At 47.7% G+C, this 15,044-nt stretch carries 11 protein-coding genes; 9 read left to right on the top strand and 2 right to left on the bottom strand.

The window, feature by feature from the left end; all coding sequences use genetic code 11:
* Positions 1 to 8: 8 nt before the first annotated feature.
* A complete protein-coding gene (locus tag ACO9K6_RS20560; protein ID WP_424769396.1) occupies positions 9 to 512 on the bottom strand; it encodes an Rrf2 family transcriptional regulator in 504 nt (167 codons plus the stop codon).
* 225 nt (positions 513 to 737) lie between these two features.
* Here ACO9K6_RS20560 and ACO9K6_RS20565 point away from each other — a divergent pair, with 225 nt between their 5' ends.
* A complete protein-coding gene (locus ACO9K6_RS20565) occupies positions 738 to 1,610 on the top strand; it encodes an SDR family oxidoreductase (RefSeq protein ID WP_424769406.1) in 873 nt (290 codons plus the stop codon).
* 321 nt (positions 1,611 to 1,931) lie between these two features.
* Positions 1,932 to 2,450, top strand: coding sequence for a hypothetical protein (locus ACO9K6_RS20570; RefSeq protein WP_424769397.1), 519 nt, complete (start codon positions 1,932 to 1,934; stop codon positions 2,448 to 2,450).
* A gap of 261 nt (positions 2,451 to 2,711) precedes the next feature.
* Here ACO9K6_RS20570 and ACO9K6_RS20575 read toward each other — a convergent pair whose 3' ends face one another.
* Positions 2,712 to 4,214 (bottom strand): phospholipase D family protein, encoded by a 1,503-nt coding sequence (locus ACO9K6_RS20575; protein WP_424769398.1) that lies wholly within the window; start codon positions 4,212 to 4,214, stop codon positions 2,712 to 2,714.
* A gap of 225 nt (positions 4,215 to 4,439) precedes the next feature.
* Here ACO9K6_RS20575 and ACO9K6_RS20580 point away from each other — a divergent pair, with 225 nt between their 5' ends.
* The 7 genes from ACO9K6_RS20580 to ACO9K6_RS20610 all read left to right on the top strand — a co-directional run bounded on the left by ACO9K6_RS20580 (position 4,440) and on the right by ACO9K6_RS20610 (position 14,841).
* On the top strand, positions 4,440 to 5,501 hold the full coding sequence (locus ACO9K6_RS20580) for a LacI family DNA-binding transcriptional regulator (protein WP_424769399.1): 1,062 nt from the start codon (positions 4,440 to 4,442) through the stop codon (positions 5,499 to 5,501).
* 188 nt (positions 5,502 to 5,689) lie between these two features.
* Entirely contained in the window at positions 5,690 to 7,030 is a 1,341-nt protein-coding gene (locus ACO9K6_RS20585; protein WP_424769400.1) for an ABC transporter substrate-binding protein, read from the top strand.
* 94 nt (positions 7,031 to 7,124) lie between these two features.
* Positions 7,125 to 8,033: a carbohydrate ABC transporter permease gene (locus ACO9K6_RS20590; protein ID WP_424769401.1), complete on the top strand. Its 909-nt coding sequence runs from the start codon at positions 7,125 to 7,127 to the stop codon at positions 8,031 to 8,033.
* Entirely contained in the window at positions 8,030 to 8,860 is an 831-nt protein-coding gene (locus ACO9K6_RS20595; protein ID WP_424769402.1) for a carbohydrate ABC transporter permease, read from the top strand. Before ACO9K6_RS20590 ends, ACO9K6_RS20595 begins: the two co-directional genes overlap by 4 nt.
* Before the next feature lie 16 nt (positions 8,861 to 8,876).
* Positions 8,877 to 11,234, top strand: coding sequence for a glycoside hydrolase family protein (locus tag ACO9K6_RS20600; RefSeq protein ID WP_424769403.1), 2,358 nt, complete (start codon positions 8,877 to 8,879; stop codon positions 11,232 to 11,234).
* Positions 11,235 to 11,309: 75 nt separating this feature from the next.
* Positions 11,310 to 13,751 carry a hypothetical protein gene (locus tag ACO9K6_RS20605; RefSeq protein WP_424769404.1) on the top strand — a complete coding sequence of 814 codons (2,442 nt, stop codon included), beginning with the start codon at positions 11,310 to 11,312 and terminating at the stop codon, positions 13,749 to 13,751.
* On the top strand, positions 13,729 to 14,841 hold the full coding sequence (locus ACO9K6_RS20610; protein ID WP_424769405.1) for a DUF4432 family protein: 1,113 nt from the start codon (positions 13,729 to 13,731) through the stop codon (positions 14,839 to 14,841). The genes ACO9K6_RS20605 and ACO9K6_RS20610 overlap by 23 nt, the downstream gene beginning before the upstream one ends.
* Positions 14,842 to 15,044 lie beyond the last annotated feature (203 nt).

The following is a 15,044-nucleotide window of genomic DNA, read 5'->3' on the forward strand; positions in this document are numbered from 1 at the left end:
GACTGCTGTCAAACGCAGCCTAGCAAGGGGTTTCCACATGAGGGTGTTTTCAAACTGCACTTTTCTTGACTATTCCAACTGTTTATTTTTTCTTTATCAACAATATCCTTAACAACATCTTCAAGGGTTACGTTTCTCAACGTATTCTCTAATGCAAATTGAGCAGCTGTGAATAATGGAACTATTGTATCTTGGATATTCCTACCTACAGTACAAGCTGGATTTGGTTCTTCATGCACACTAAACAATTCTTTTTCTTGTACAACATTAACTGCCTTATATACGTCTAATAAGGTAATATCCGATAAATCCCTGGCAAGTTTAGCTCCCGCTATACCAGGATGTACTTCTACTAAGCCTGCTTTTTTAAGCATCCCCATAATCTTTCTTATCACGGCAGGATTCGTGTTTACACTGCCTGCTATAAATTCTGAAGAGCTTACTCCCTCTTTATTTATTTCAATTAGAGTTAATATATGAATTCCAACGGCAAATCGACTACTTATAGACAATCTTCATTCACCTTCCTTGTATTTATAACAAAATACCTCTACGTTGTATCATGTAATTAATTCAATTACAAGTGTATCACACTTTAAAATAAAGAACATATTTTAAAAAGGTTTTTGAAATTGTTGACAAGAACAGATAAAGTAACTATTATGATTACAGGTAATCAAATTGATTACATCTCAACAAGAAAGATGATAACAAAACATATATCGGAGGAAAAGAAAATGAAAATGCTAGTAACAGGTGCAACGGGGAAATTGGGATCGAAAGTAGTAAAAACCTTATTGAAAACTGTACCAGCGAGTCAATTAGCTGTCAGTGTTCGCAATCCAGAGAAAGCGGAACAATTGCGAGCTCTTGGAGTTGAAGTTCGCCAAGGAGATTTTGATCGTCCGGAAACATTGGATTCTGCTTTTGCAGGTATCGATCGCTTATTAATTATTTCTGCAGATGGAGACAATGAAACAAGAATTCGCCAGCATACAACTGCGGTAGCTGCGGCAGAGCGTGCTCAAGTTAAATTCATTGCTTACACCAGCATAGGGAATGCAAGCAAAAGCACCATGTTCCTTGCCCCGCCACACGTTGCGGCGGAAGAAGCTATCTTGAAAACAGGCATACCATACTCTTTCTTACGCAACAACTGGTATTTGGAGAATGAAATCTCAAGCATTCAAGGGGTCCTGGCGGGTGCGCCTTGGCTGACATCTGCAGCTTCTGGCAAGGTTGGTTGGGCACTGCAACAAGATTATGCAGAGGCTGCTGCAGCTGTATTGGCGGGGAATGGACACGATAATACGGTCTACGAGCTTTCTGGCGAGTTGATGACGCAAGAAGAATTTGCATCTGCTCTTGGCGCTGTATTGGGTAAAGAAGTACCTGTGCAACAGGTCGATGATGCTACTTATGCCGACATCATGAAAGGTGCGGGGGTACCAGAATTCATTATTCCTTTTCTTGTAGACATCCAGAAAGGAATTCGGGATGGCGCTTTGGAAATCGAAAGCAATGATTTCGAAAAACTTCTCGGACGTCCAGTTACGCCAATCAGCGATGCACTGACTCAAATTGTTAACGAAATCCCTCAAACAAAATAATTAAACTAAATTGAAAAGCGGCCTTTTTGAAGGCAGCAGAGGTCATTAATGAAATAAGAATAAAACAAAGCTAATCCGTTTCAAGATGCAAAAATACCATTAGTGTTTACGCTAATGGTATTTTTGCATTTATTTATAAAACATCCTCAAGAATGGCGCTCCCCGACACCCGTAAGGGCAGCAATTCCTTGAATTTTAATTGTGCAATCATAACCGGCGTACAACGCAGCTTTTCGTCCCATTCGATTAGTACAGTATTCTTCAAAAATATGCTGGAATAGCCTTTGAAATTCTCCGTCACGGTCTAAATAACGATGAAGCATGTATGCGCTTACCCTTTATTTTATTCATACAGGGGTTACAAGCGGGGTTGTTGGAGCGGTGATTTTCCTGTTTGGAATGATGGTCGAAGCTGCAGTCCTAAGATTTATTATGACGCTTGGCTTCGTGCCGGTTCTTTTAATGGGATTCATAGCTTTTACGCCTGTAGGTGTTTTATTGATCGAGCACGTCATAGGAGTTCATGGACGACTGCAGGTAGAGAGCATACGTGTGCTGCAAGGATTTGAACTGTTTGCGCTCGTTATGCCTTGGCTTGATGTAATGAATGGGCTTGTGTTCGTGCGCGGGCAAACGAAGCTCATTATCGGCTTTCAAATTGCTAACTTCAGCTTTACCTTCATTACATTACTTGTATGTATTGCGTTGGCGCCTGAATGGAACGGGACGTTTGGGGCTTGGGCGCAATCGATCGGTATGACTGCGGAGCTCATCTTTGTAGCATTAGCGCTGAGGTTTATTAAACCGTCGGCTCCTGTTCCTGCAGGCGATATTCATTAGTTTTATGAGATGGGGAATTACGTTTGAAAATCCAATTGAGGGTATTTGGACAATCCAAGTTAGAAATAGTGATTCCGGTACGACAACGGCAATCGTAAGCTCCAACCGGCAAATCCAGTAATCCACTGGAATACTGGATAAACAGCCAAAATAAAAATGAGCCTTGGATCAAAGCTGGCAACGGTATTTTATCGGTGTCAGCTTTATTATGGCCGATTTAATCCAGCCGACGAGCGGCGGGATCAAATCGGCCAAAGAGCGCTAAAACGTAGTGAAATCCAGCCAGCCTTGCACCCGATACAATATACGTTTCAAAAACACCGTCTCATCCCGATAGGCGCTGTAATCCAAAGTATATTCGGCGCCATTATTCTCCCATAATTTTTCGAAATACTGTTGAACCTGCTTGGAAACTTTGCTGCTCTCGGGCGCTTCGACTTTCAGATTAGTCTCTAAATTCAAATCTCCCAAATTACGCGTCGTATAGTTGGCAGATCCATTATGAATCGTTACTTCGCCTTTATGGCGGATCAGCATCAGCTTCGTGTGGAATTGCTCATCTCCAGTATTGTACCATCGAATTTTGATGCGTTCGTTCGACTTGTTTATCAGCTCAGAGGCTACCGGACGGTTCGGGATGCCAATCTTCTCGTTGCCAAAAGCATTCTGGTTCGGGTCGAGGATCAAACGGATCTCAACTCCTCTCTCAGACGCTTTCAAAAGCTGCTCGATGACCAGCCGGTCTGCCAAATAAAACATCCCCATCCATATCATATCTCCGGCTTCGGCTTTGGATAAGTCCTTCCACACATGCTTCAAGATCTTTCCTTCCGTCAAAAGTCGCACCCGGATATCGCCCTTTTCTTGAGCCGCCATACTGTATGTCGGCAGCGTCAAGGACTCCGACATCCCAGCAACAGCCTGCTCACTGGCCAGCGCGTCGCCAATGATATTTCCGCTTACCTTGAAGCCGCTGTTAGAGCTATAGTAGCTTGCATCATGGGAATTTGCGGTAGACACGATTAGCGACTTATCCGTTACGATAACCTTACGATGGTTGGCTTTGACATTCAGCAGCTTCATATAGGAGCGCAGTGTCATATCCGGCGCTGCAGTGGCCATTTTATTCGTTATCCAGCCCTCTCGTGACTGCCCGAACCACTGGGCGAACATACGCCATCCGGTTGAGTAAAGCGGGTTTGAATCGCGTAGGGGATCGACATCGGTAATTACCGTGCGGATGCCCGCAGCTTGCAAGCGGTCAAGCTCCGGCGCAGGATGCGAGCCGTACGAAGTATTGATATCATCCGTGATAAAGACGATGGACAGCTCCGGATATTTCAGCTTTTGTACGATCAGCTTATCCGTCAAATTTCTGCTCAGTGTAGGATATGACTGATCTTTATTGTAGAAGCTGTTATGTAAAAACATATCGATCACGATAAACGCTCTTGCTTCCTCAATTGCTTCATAAACATGTTCAAAAATCATTTGTTCCGTTTTTTGCTGACCTTCCGGTGATGGCTTGTAGGTTAAATCATATAAAAAATCGATGTCCTGCTCCGTTATATAATGGACAGGCCCTTCCATGGAAATGCCTGCAGGCAGAGGCTTCTCTGACTGATAGGCAGCCACGCAAGCAAAAATAACCATAAATAGAAAAAATGCAAGCAGTCGCCGTTCCTTATTTTTTTTGCCGCTTTTTATCGGTTTATTAACGAGAGCCGGAGACAAAGGATCTCTTACTGGCACTGGTTTAATCATCGTTTGGACTCTCCTTTTTTCTGCTTCTATTTATTACTACCGCGCAAGGAATAGAGTGAAACAAGATGTTCTCTACCTAGAATCGCTTTGAGTAAAATAAATGATATCTTCGTGTAAATATAAAACGCTTGCAACTGACGAAAGTACATGCTACTATGAAGCCATATTAAACGATTAATTAATGAACAACACCCATTCCTCTACACTAGTTTTAAAGGAGAAGGCATGACCACAATCAAGGATATTGCTAAACGAGCGAATGTTTCCACTGCCACCATATCAAATGTGTTGAACGGAACAGGCAGTGTTAGCGAGAAAATGCGTGTGAAAATACTGGAAGTCATTAAAGAAATGAATTATCAACCTAACCTTATTGCGAAGAGTCTGAAACTCAAAAAGACGAAAACAATAGGTGTAATTGTGGAGGATGTAACATCCTTCAACTCGGCGGAAATTATAGACGGCATCAACGAATATGCGGAGAATGAAGGTTTTTCCATTCTGCTCACCAACATGCGGCTTTTGAAACGGCTTGGAAAGGCTCAGGAGTACGCGAACACCGGAGTTGTCAAACAGTTGGCAGAGCAAGCGTTCAAGGAAATTCTGAATAAGCAGGTTGAGGGTCTGATATACATCGGCGCACATCCCAGAGATGTAACCGGTATAATCCAAAATACTACACTGCCAACGGTATACACTTATTGTTACACCTCAAATGATGATGATTATTCCATCAATTATGATGATCATCTTGGCGCCTATGAAGCGACGAAGCATCTGATTGATCTCGGACACAAGCGAATCGCGGTCATCAGCGGTCTTTTCAATTCCAATCCATCCCGTGAGCGGTTCAACGGTTACTATCAAGCCATCATGGATAACCAACTGGATTTTGATCCCGCACTGATCAAGACGGGGGACTGGGAGTTCGATTCGGGCCATCGGCTCACGTCCGAACTCCTATCGACGGTTCAAAAGCCGACTGCCATTCTTGCCATGAACGATAACATGGCTGCCGGCGCGATCGACGCCTGTAAAAATAAAGGACTTCGGGTGCCCGAGGATATTTCAGTCATAGGATTCGACGATCGGGAGTTCAGTTCCTACATTAGCCCCAGGTTGACGACCATGAAGCTGCCGCTGCACGAAATGGGAACAGAAGCAATGAGTTCGATTATGGATATTTTGGCCGGCAATGAAAGCGCTATTAGAAATAAAAAGCTTAAGTGCACGCTGATCCAGAGACAATCCGGGGACATAGCTGAAGCTGGCTCAAAAATAGTTTAAATTTTTTTTAAGTAAAAAATTAATCGATTAACCTCACGTTGTATATTCTGTTTGGGAGGGAAGACTATCGAAAAAAATGACTAGACTTGATTCATCAGCAGAGTGTTATTCGCTTCGGCAGGCTGTTAAAAGCAAGTTATGGTTATGGTTTAGAAATGTTCATACTTAATTGAGAGGGGATATTTCGAATGTTGAATTGGGGTATTAATACAAAAAAATGGCGTAAAACGGGTTCGGTTATAGCGACGTCGGCACTGATAATCAGTATGTTGAGTGCTTGTGGCAGCGGCAACGGGGGCAATGCGACGGAGAATACGGAAGGTGCATCCTCGAATGTCGGAGGCAATGCAGGTACAACCATTACAATCGCTGCTGAAGCAGGAGGTCCGTACACAGCATTTTATAAAGATCTTTCTCCTGAATTTACAGAAAAGACCGGTATCAAGGTGGAGTTTCAAGAAGTTCCTCACGATAACATGCATGAACGCTTGATTATGGAAGCAACCGCAGGAACCGGAGCGATCGATATTTTCCAGACCGATCAGCCGTGGATCTCCGAATTTGCAAAGCAGGGATTTCTGGAACCGCTTGACGAACGCTTAACCGATGCCGAGAAAAATGAATTTGCTCCTTCCGCTTTGGAGACGGTGAAATACGAAGGTAAAATTTACGGTCTCCCTTATTTGGTTCATACCCCGATTCTGTACTACCGCACCGATCTATTCGAGCAAGCCGGCTTGACAAAAGCGCCGGAGACGTGGGAAGAGTTTCGCGATTACGCGAAAAAGCTTAACGTAAACGGTGTTTCAGGAACACTAGTGGAAGGCAAGCAAAGCGGGGAACCCGTTACTCATCTTCTGGACAGATTTCTTCAAGCAGGGGGCAAGGTGCTGGATGGTGACAAGGTCGTACTCGACAGCCCGGAAAACGTAAATGCCCTCAATTATATGTTAGCTATTCAACATGAAGACAAGACGAGCCCGGAAGGCGCTGTAAGCTACGACAACGCAGATGCGCACAATATGTTCATGCAAGGCAAGGTAGCTATGGTCATCAACTGGCCTTATATGTATACGCTTGCCAACGATCCGGAAGCTTCTAAAGTAAGTGGTAAATTTGCTGTCGCTCTTCAGCCTGCCGGCGCGGAAAAAACAAGCGCAATTTGGAGTTGGGGCCATGGTATTTCGTCCAGTTCTAAAAACAAGGACGCTGCTATGGAATTCCTGAAGTGGGCGACCGAGAAGGAAGTGCTGGAAAGATTCGGAAAGCATTTCATCAACCCAGTCGTTAAGCCTGCGGCGGTAGATATGCTGAATTCAGACTCCGAGGTGAGTGAACAGGATAAAAAAGCGATCGCCATTATGTCTGAAGCGGTCGAATACGGTCAAAACGTAACGACGACGCCTGTATTCCCAGCTATTCAAGAGCGGCTGGCACTGGCGCTCTCCAAAGTTATGATCAAGCAAAGCACGCCGGAAGAGGAACTAAAAGCTGCTCAGAAGGATATCGAATCCATCCTGGGCCAATAAACGGCGGAAGCATGGTAAGGGGCTGCAAACGTAGTAGCTGCAGTCCCTTACCTTCAGGCGACAGCTCAACAACAAAGAGTAAGGGGGATATAGAATGTCAGTTTCCGCTATGAAAAAAACGGGAAAATATGACCGGTCGAGAAGGATTTCGGGAATCATGCTGACTTTGCCAGCTCTGCTCGTCATGGCGGCAACGGTCCTTTATCCTATTTTGTGGTCGTTAAAAATCAGTGTATTCGAATCGGAAGGCATTATGTCCACCGGCTCGTTCGTTGGATTGGAAAACTACTGGACCGTCCTGAATTCAAGTCAATTTCAAAAGGCGCTTGTTAACACGCTTGGATTTGTAAGCGCTACGATCATCGTCGAATTGTTCATCGGCTTCGTAATTGCTCTTGTCCTCAACAAAAGCCTGCCGGGAACCAAGTTCTTTCGCGTTATTTTTACGCTTCCTCTGATGATCGCGCCGGTTGTTTCCGGGCTGCAGTGGAGATGGTTGTTCGCGGATCAGTACGGTGTAGTCAATGCCGTGCTCAAGCTCGTCGGTATAGACGGCCCACTGTGGTTGGGGACCGTTTGGGGAGCGAGGTCTGCGGTGCTGATCGCTAATGTGTGGTTGGCCACACCTTTTGTTATATTGATTCTGCTTGCAGCTATGTCCTCGTTGTCAGAGGATTTGTATGAAGCAGCAAGGCTTGACGGCGCTAATGCCTTTCAGATATTCCGTCTGATTACGCTTCCGCTTCTAAAGCCGGCCATTCTCATGATTCTCGTCGTTCGTTTGTCCGACGCCTTCCGTGTCTTCGATATTGTCTATATCCTGACGCAGAGCGGACCCGGCGGTTCTACGGAAGTATTGAGCACGTACATTTATAAGAATACATTCACTGGAATGCATTTCGGGCAAGGCTCGGCCGCCTCGTTTCTGGTGATGATCCTGATTATGATCATCAGCTTTGTCTTATTTCGCGTATTGCGGCCGAAGGAGGATAAAGCCAGATGAATAAAATTCGTTTAACGAATATTGGTGCTTATCTCATTCTGATTCTGATGGCCCTATTTGTCCTATTTCCGTTCGTCTGGACGTTTCTGACTTCGATCAAGACCGACGTTCAAATGTTTTCTATCCCGCCGGTCGTCATTCCGGATCCTGCCACCACCATGCATTACGAAGCGATCATCGAAGAAGGGAAATTCCAATCCTTCATGGGCAACAGTCTGACCGTTTCGCTGATCAGCACGTTCCTCTCTCTTCTCGTAGGCGTTCCAGCCTCCTATGGGTTCGCCAAATATCGGTATCGCTTCAGCGGGCTGTTGTTTGCAGGAGTCATCGCGACCCGGATGTTCCCGCCGATCGTGCTCGGCGTACCGTTCTTTCTGATGATGCGGCAGCTGGGCTTGATCAACACCGAGCTGTCCCTGATTATTACTTACCTGCCATTGCAGTTAACGCTGATTATCTGGATCCTGGAAGGGTTTTTCCGCCAGCTGCCTCATGAAATCGAAGAGGCCGCGGAAATCGACGGCTTGGGCACATTCGGCAAGTTCGTCAAAATCGCAGTTCCGCTGTCGATTCCAGCCGTGGGGGTCGCATCAATCTTCAGCTTTCTGGCGGCATGGAACGAATTCATGTTTGCGCTCACCCTGACACGGACCGAAGCGGCACAAACTTTACCTGTGGGGATCGCAGGATACGTGACCTCATTCCAGACATTCTGGGGAAGAATGTCGGCAACGGGTATCCTCTTTATTATTCCCGTCATCCTGTTCACTATCATCGCTCAAAAAGGGATGATCAAAGGACTGACGGCGGGAGCGACCAAAGAATAAGAAGGGAAGAAAAATTATGCAAAAGCTGTCGTTAAAATGGGATCAAGGGTCGTTAGGCCAAACACCGTTCTTTGAAGTCGAATCACAACAGGATAATCTTCGTGTACTCCGCATTCCGCAGCCAGTCGTGCTGGACACCTGGCGTGTTGGTGCAACGAAGGAAGAGATCAAAGAGTACTCATCCGCTTATACCGAAGTAAACGAAACAAGCAACGGCTATCTTTGCTCAGCCGAGCTGGAAGCGGAAGGCGCCCGTTACCGCGTCGTAGATGAATGGCTGCAGACAGACAATGACACCTGGCAGGTTAATCGCAAGGTGACCGTGCTGAAAGGGATTCCGGCATCGGGATTCCGGCTTCGCTTGGACGTCGTTACCGCATTGCAGGAGGCTACAGATTTTACGGATTTGAAGTACTTCGCTCCGCCGGCGCTGTATGACAAAAACGATTTGGACGAAGATGGCTTAGAGGATTACCTGAGCACCCAGAATCTAATGTACCGGGAAGACCGGATGAATATGCTGGCTGTATTAGCCTATGACGAGAAACGGGAGCTGGGCATGACTTTGCTGCGGGCAGATCAGCCATCCTGGGATGATGTTCCAGTTCGCCCAGACAAGGAACGGCTGTTCTTACAGAAAACGGATATTGGAAGCCTCGGTGTATGGAAAGCGCCTGTGGAGGGCAATCAAATGTCGCTCCGCGCAGCCTATCCCTTCTATGAAGGCGAACGTTGCCACGCGCTGTATATGCAAGAGCGTCCGGACTGGGGTTCGTTCTGGCCGACTGATACAGGAGAGGGCTTCGAGGTTTCTTATGGCATCCGCGTGGAAGGCGCTCCCTTGTTTATCGATGCAGTCTGGAACACATACACGCGTCGAATGAAGGATCTGGGCTCGACACCGGTGCCGCTGCCTGCTACGGCAGAGAAATTAAACGAATACCGGCTTGAGGCGCTGGACCGTTATTATATTGAAAAAAGCGAGGTAGAGGACACCAACAAGCCTGCTGGCTATGTGTTGAACTGCCACCCACAGAACGGCATTCAGCTCAGCAACATCATTCAATTCGGGTTCACCGGCCAGAACATTCTGAGCGCCTATAACTCGCTTCGCTACGGCTTGGATCACGGCGTGGTGGATTATGTGCAAAAAGCCCAGAAAGTTGTCGACTTCTTCGTTGAGAAAGCTCACCTCCGCGAAACCGGCATGTTCTATAACTTGTACAGCGTTGAGAAAAAAAGCTTCGATTTCTGGTGGACCGGCCTGCTGCTTCCGCTGGCCTATGCAGAAGGAGATAGGCTGCGCGAATTGATGGGGCCTCTATACGAGCATCGGGAGTTTGTCATCAAAGCATTGCAGGAAAAGCAAGGCTCCTACCTGCGCTGCATGAACGAGGATGTTCACGCGCTTATGCTGATTTATCGTTTCGAGCAATCAAAAGGCCGTGAGAACAAGGAGTGGCTGGAAGCGGCGAAGAGATATGCCGAATTTCTGCTGCGGGCGCAGGAAGAAGACGGTACGTGGTATCGGGCTTACGACATAGAAGGCAAAGCGATTACTGATCCGCCGATCTGGTTTGGCACAACGATCTATGAACAGAAGTCATCTACGGCGACCTCGATCCCGCTGCTCATTGAACTATTTGAAATCACCCATGACGAACGTTATTTGGAGGCTGCCAAGAAGGCGGGACGTTTCGTCCGCGAAACGATCGTCAAAGGCATCAAGTTCAACGGCGGGATTCACGATAGCATCTATGCAAAAGGGCAATTGATCGACAACGAGAGCATCTACTTCCCGATGATCGGCTTGCTTGCGCTGTACAAAGCGACAGAAGATCCCTACTTCCTGCAGGGAGCGCATGACGCAGCTAAATTGAACGCGTCATGGACAGTGCTCTGGGACGTTCCGCTTCCGCCGCAATCCACCTTGGCGAAATTCGGCTTTCGAAGCACTGGTATCGGCGCTTGCGATACGCCGGGCGCTGGTTATGTTCATCCGTTTGAGCTTTCCGGCGTGGCGGAGATGGTGGAAATCGCTGAACTGACAGGCGATCAGGGCATGCTGCGAGTTGCTGAGCTGCTCTGGCATGGCTGCAACCAGACGGTGGCGACACCAGAGAAGGATTGGGGCTATGCTTATACCGGTTTGCAGGAGGAAGGATATTTAATAAGCTGGTGGGCATGGGACGATCCTATGTTCGGAGATACCGGCTTCGGGCAACGCTGGAAGGGCGAGGGCAATAAAACCTGTTTCCCTTGGATTCCTGCAGTTGCGGTCCATTGCTACTGGAAGCTCTATGATATGTTCGGTACTGCCGACTTTAAGCAAATCCGGCAGCAAATCAATGCGAAGCAAGGCGTTCAAAACTAGGCGATACGGACAAGTGGGTCGTGTTGAACACGGCCGGCTTGCCCGAAAATAGATATAGAGTTTGGAGGGAGCCTATTGCAATCCATCAACAATGCGGCATTTAATTTGCAACTATCGGATAGAGGATTTGTTGATAAGCTGCTTATAAACGATGATAGAGACAGTATGAACTGGGTGATTGATCCAGCCTACATGAATCAAGTCGAGTACAGTGATGAAGACAAGCTGTTTGGGCATTTCGGCGTAAAGATCGACGGCAAGGATTACGATAGCCTGTCTGTAAGTCCGATGCACCACCGGTCAGCCAGCAAGAGTATGGAGCTTTCATTGGTTTATCATTTCGATCGGTTCGACGTGCAAATGACGTATGATCTTGAATCCGATTCACGCTCCATGCGCTGGCATATCTCGCTTCGCAACCGCAGCAGCGAGGCGTTGGAAGTAGAATCATTTCATGTATGGGCGGCGCTTGCTTATATCATGTACCGGGATCCTGATGTGAACCGGAATATTAGTCAGTCCTGTGCGGTATTCCCGTCTGTTTCCAACGACTTCACGAAGCTGGCATGCGTTCGCAGAAGCGGGAAAGGTCCTCATCTTGGCATCTATTCGGTCCAGGGCGCTGTTCGTTCAATAGGCACATTTTGTCGATTCGAAAATAACTTTTTTAAGAATGTATCTCCTTCCCTTGACGGCATTTTATTTCATAATTTGATACTTGCCGGAACGGGAACAGAGGATGCGCGCGCCACAGCCTCCGATTGGATTTATGCAGAAGCATCGGACCCTCTGCGCATTAAAGTGGGTGAAGAAGCGGTATGGGAGTTCTGTTTGATGCCGTACGCGGATGAGCGTCAATTTTATGAGAACGGTTTGGCTCTCGGACATCCTATCGTTGAATATAGTCCGGTCACTATCGTCGGTGGAAGCTTCCATGCTTCCTTTCGTCTTGCTGGCACCCAAAAGCTCCGATCGGCATTCGTGGAGTCAAGCGTGGATGGCAACAGCCGCCGTATGGATGTAACGGATCGGTTGAAAGCCTCGAACGAAGAGTTCGAGCTTCAGATAACATTGGAACGCCCCGGCGAGCACAAACTCTTGCTCGAGCTTGACAACGGAAAGAAGGATTTTACCGTATTCAACGTTCTGGCGCCGACCAAGGAAATAATTGAAGCGCGTGCAGATTATATTACCCGGCACTTATATCAGGATAACAGCGCAGCGGTACCGCATGCATTCCTTCCTGTGTCCAACCAAGGAGAGTCGCTCGGCAAGCTGAACCTGGTTCTGATGAAAAATTTAATGGGTACTTACGAACCGGAGCAAGTCCGAAAGGTCGAGAACAGCGCGGTTTTGTATATGAAAACGAAGTGGTTCGAGAACGGTGACTTCTATCGGCCGGTCAAGCTTTATGGCGATGGCGATTTCTATCGGATCATCGATTTCGATTATGTGGCGCATGTCTATTTTCTGCTGTCGAAATTCCAAGCACAGCAGTTGCTTCACGCGGCACCTCAAGATTATTTGCGATGGGCAGCGGAGGTGATGATTGTCAGACTGGACGAGAAACTGCATGAGGAAGAACGAGAGAAGAAAGAAACGCAAATGCTGGGGGTTTACATTCTGTTCATTAAGGATCTGCTGAAGGAACTGGAGCAGCAGGGCTTGAAGGAAGAGCACGCGTTGCTATCCCGATTGTGGATGGATGCAGGGGAACGCATTAGAAAAGAGACTGCACACTATAAGGGCGCGGTAACAGAACACTTTTATGATAATGCCGGATTTGGACCGACAGCGGAGGCGCTTTGCTTGCTTGGATATACAGAGGAAGCGGGGCGCTACGGTGAACTGCTGCTTGCTAATATCGGCTTCAGCAACGACTTCCGGGCCCAGAATCCGGATCGTTGGTGGGAATCGTTATCTTATATGATCCATTCGCTATGGGGAGGAATGGTTGCCGCTTCAGCGCTTGTCGCCTATGAGCACTTGCGTAACAAGGAATATCTGAAAGCTGCTTATCGTGCGGCCATGCCTGTGTTCTATTGCTACGATTGGAATGCGACCGCGACGAACAAGAAGCTTGAGCGAGGACAGGCGGCTTCTACCTACAGCGTAGCGGGACCGAACTTGAATCGTCCGGATCTTTCCAGAAACCGATTTGGGCAATCCGTTTTCGCCCAAGATGGCGGATTGTTCGCCGAACTGTTCAGCAATGCCTCCGGTGACGACTGGGATATGGGTGAGGAGCTGGCTGCATACCTTGCGGGTTTCGGAATGAAGACCTTTTTGTACGAGGAGGAAGGAAAGCTCCGCTGCATCAACGGAGAAATTACAAAAGTCGGCGAAGCGTATGTAGTAACGAGCTATGCTGCGTATCCGAGGGAATTTCATTTCTTCGAGAAGGATGCTTCGTTTATTGCTTCGCCTGGAGAGGACGCTCGCACCGTGATCTATGAGAACGGTCAATTTCGACTAGAGGGAAGGCTTGCGGCTTATGGAACGTCTTCTACTAAGTGAACTGAACGATGGAGAGCGAATAACCTTACCGACCGGAGGCAGCATTGAGAAACGACGGTTCTCGGATGAACACGGTGGTGAAATAACCGTGTTGGCGGTCGATAATGGCCTGCTTGAAATGACCATATTGCCCGAGAGAGGGATGGAGAACGGTGAAATCCGTTACAATGGCGAGCTAATGAGCTGGGAACGCAATGACCGTTATCTATTGCATCCGGATCAAGTCGATCTGCAGGCTAGGAACGGCACAGGGTGGCTGGACGGCTTTTATTCCGCGGTTGCCTCGATCGGTCCGGAGCTATTCGGAACGCCGGGTGAAGGCTATACTCTACACGGAACGGCCTCTTATTCATCTGCCGATCCGGCTTCCGTGTTCATCGAATGGGATGATGACGGTATCCGGATCGAAGGACGGGTGGCATGCCGCGGATATGCGTCTCAGCCGGTTTTTGTCAAATCCGTATCGGTATACACGCGATGGAATGCCTTTGTTTTTCTTAAGGAAGAAACGACGGTTAACATTTCTGATCGTGTGCAAACACTTGATGACGGGCATCATATTCAACTATCAGGTTCTTATTTGCAAGAAGGAGGCCGTTACGTGCTCCCTACCGCCGTTAGGCATATGCTGCTTCGGGACAACGCTCTTTCAGAGGAAGATCCTTTGCGAATTCCGCCATTGTCGGCCGGTACTTGGGACATTCGCTGCTATCAGTATGTACCTGAATCGGTCTCGGGTTTGGAGGCGATCGAAGCGATCGCGCCTTATATGGACGCTCTCTACAACGATGCCGGTATAACGGCAGAGATGATCGTGAACGAAGCTTCCGACGGCGCGGCATTTGTCGTCCGGCCGCTCGATTGTTTTCCTCGGTCCTTGATTGCCAAGGAGATAGGGGAGAGCTTTCTCTTTTCCTTCGAGCCCTGCCGGACACGGCCCAACCGGTTGTCCCAGAAGCATACGGACGGTGAAGCGTTCCTGCTGAATCCCGGTGCAGACGCTGTAACCAAATGTCTAATTGGCGTCACACGGGACAAAGCCGTAATCCAAGCTTTGGAGAAGGCGGTTAAGCGATCGATTAAAAGCTAGAAAACCACGTTAGAAGCAGTTCTTCCATACGCATGTCAGCGAGATAACACTGCTCCATCGCATGCTTACTAGCGAGGGCTGGATTAATTAGGATGCAGATAAAAGGCAGTTCCTCTGGCTGAAGTGACCCCAAAAAGTTAGACATCTATATTTAGGCAACCTGTTCGGCATGAGTTCGGTATTGTACCGGACTCATGCCTTTT

Origin of the sequence: Paenibacillus praedii (assembly GCF_049725345.1) — a bacterium.
GTDB lineage: Bacteria > Bacillota > Bacilli > Paenibacillales > Paenibacillaceae > Pristimantibacillus.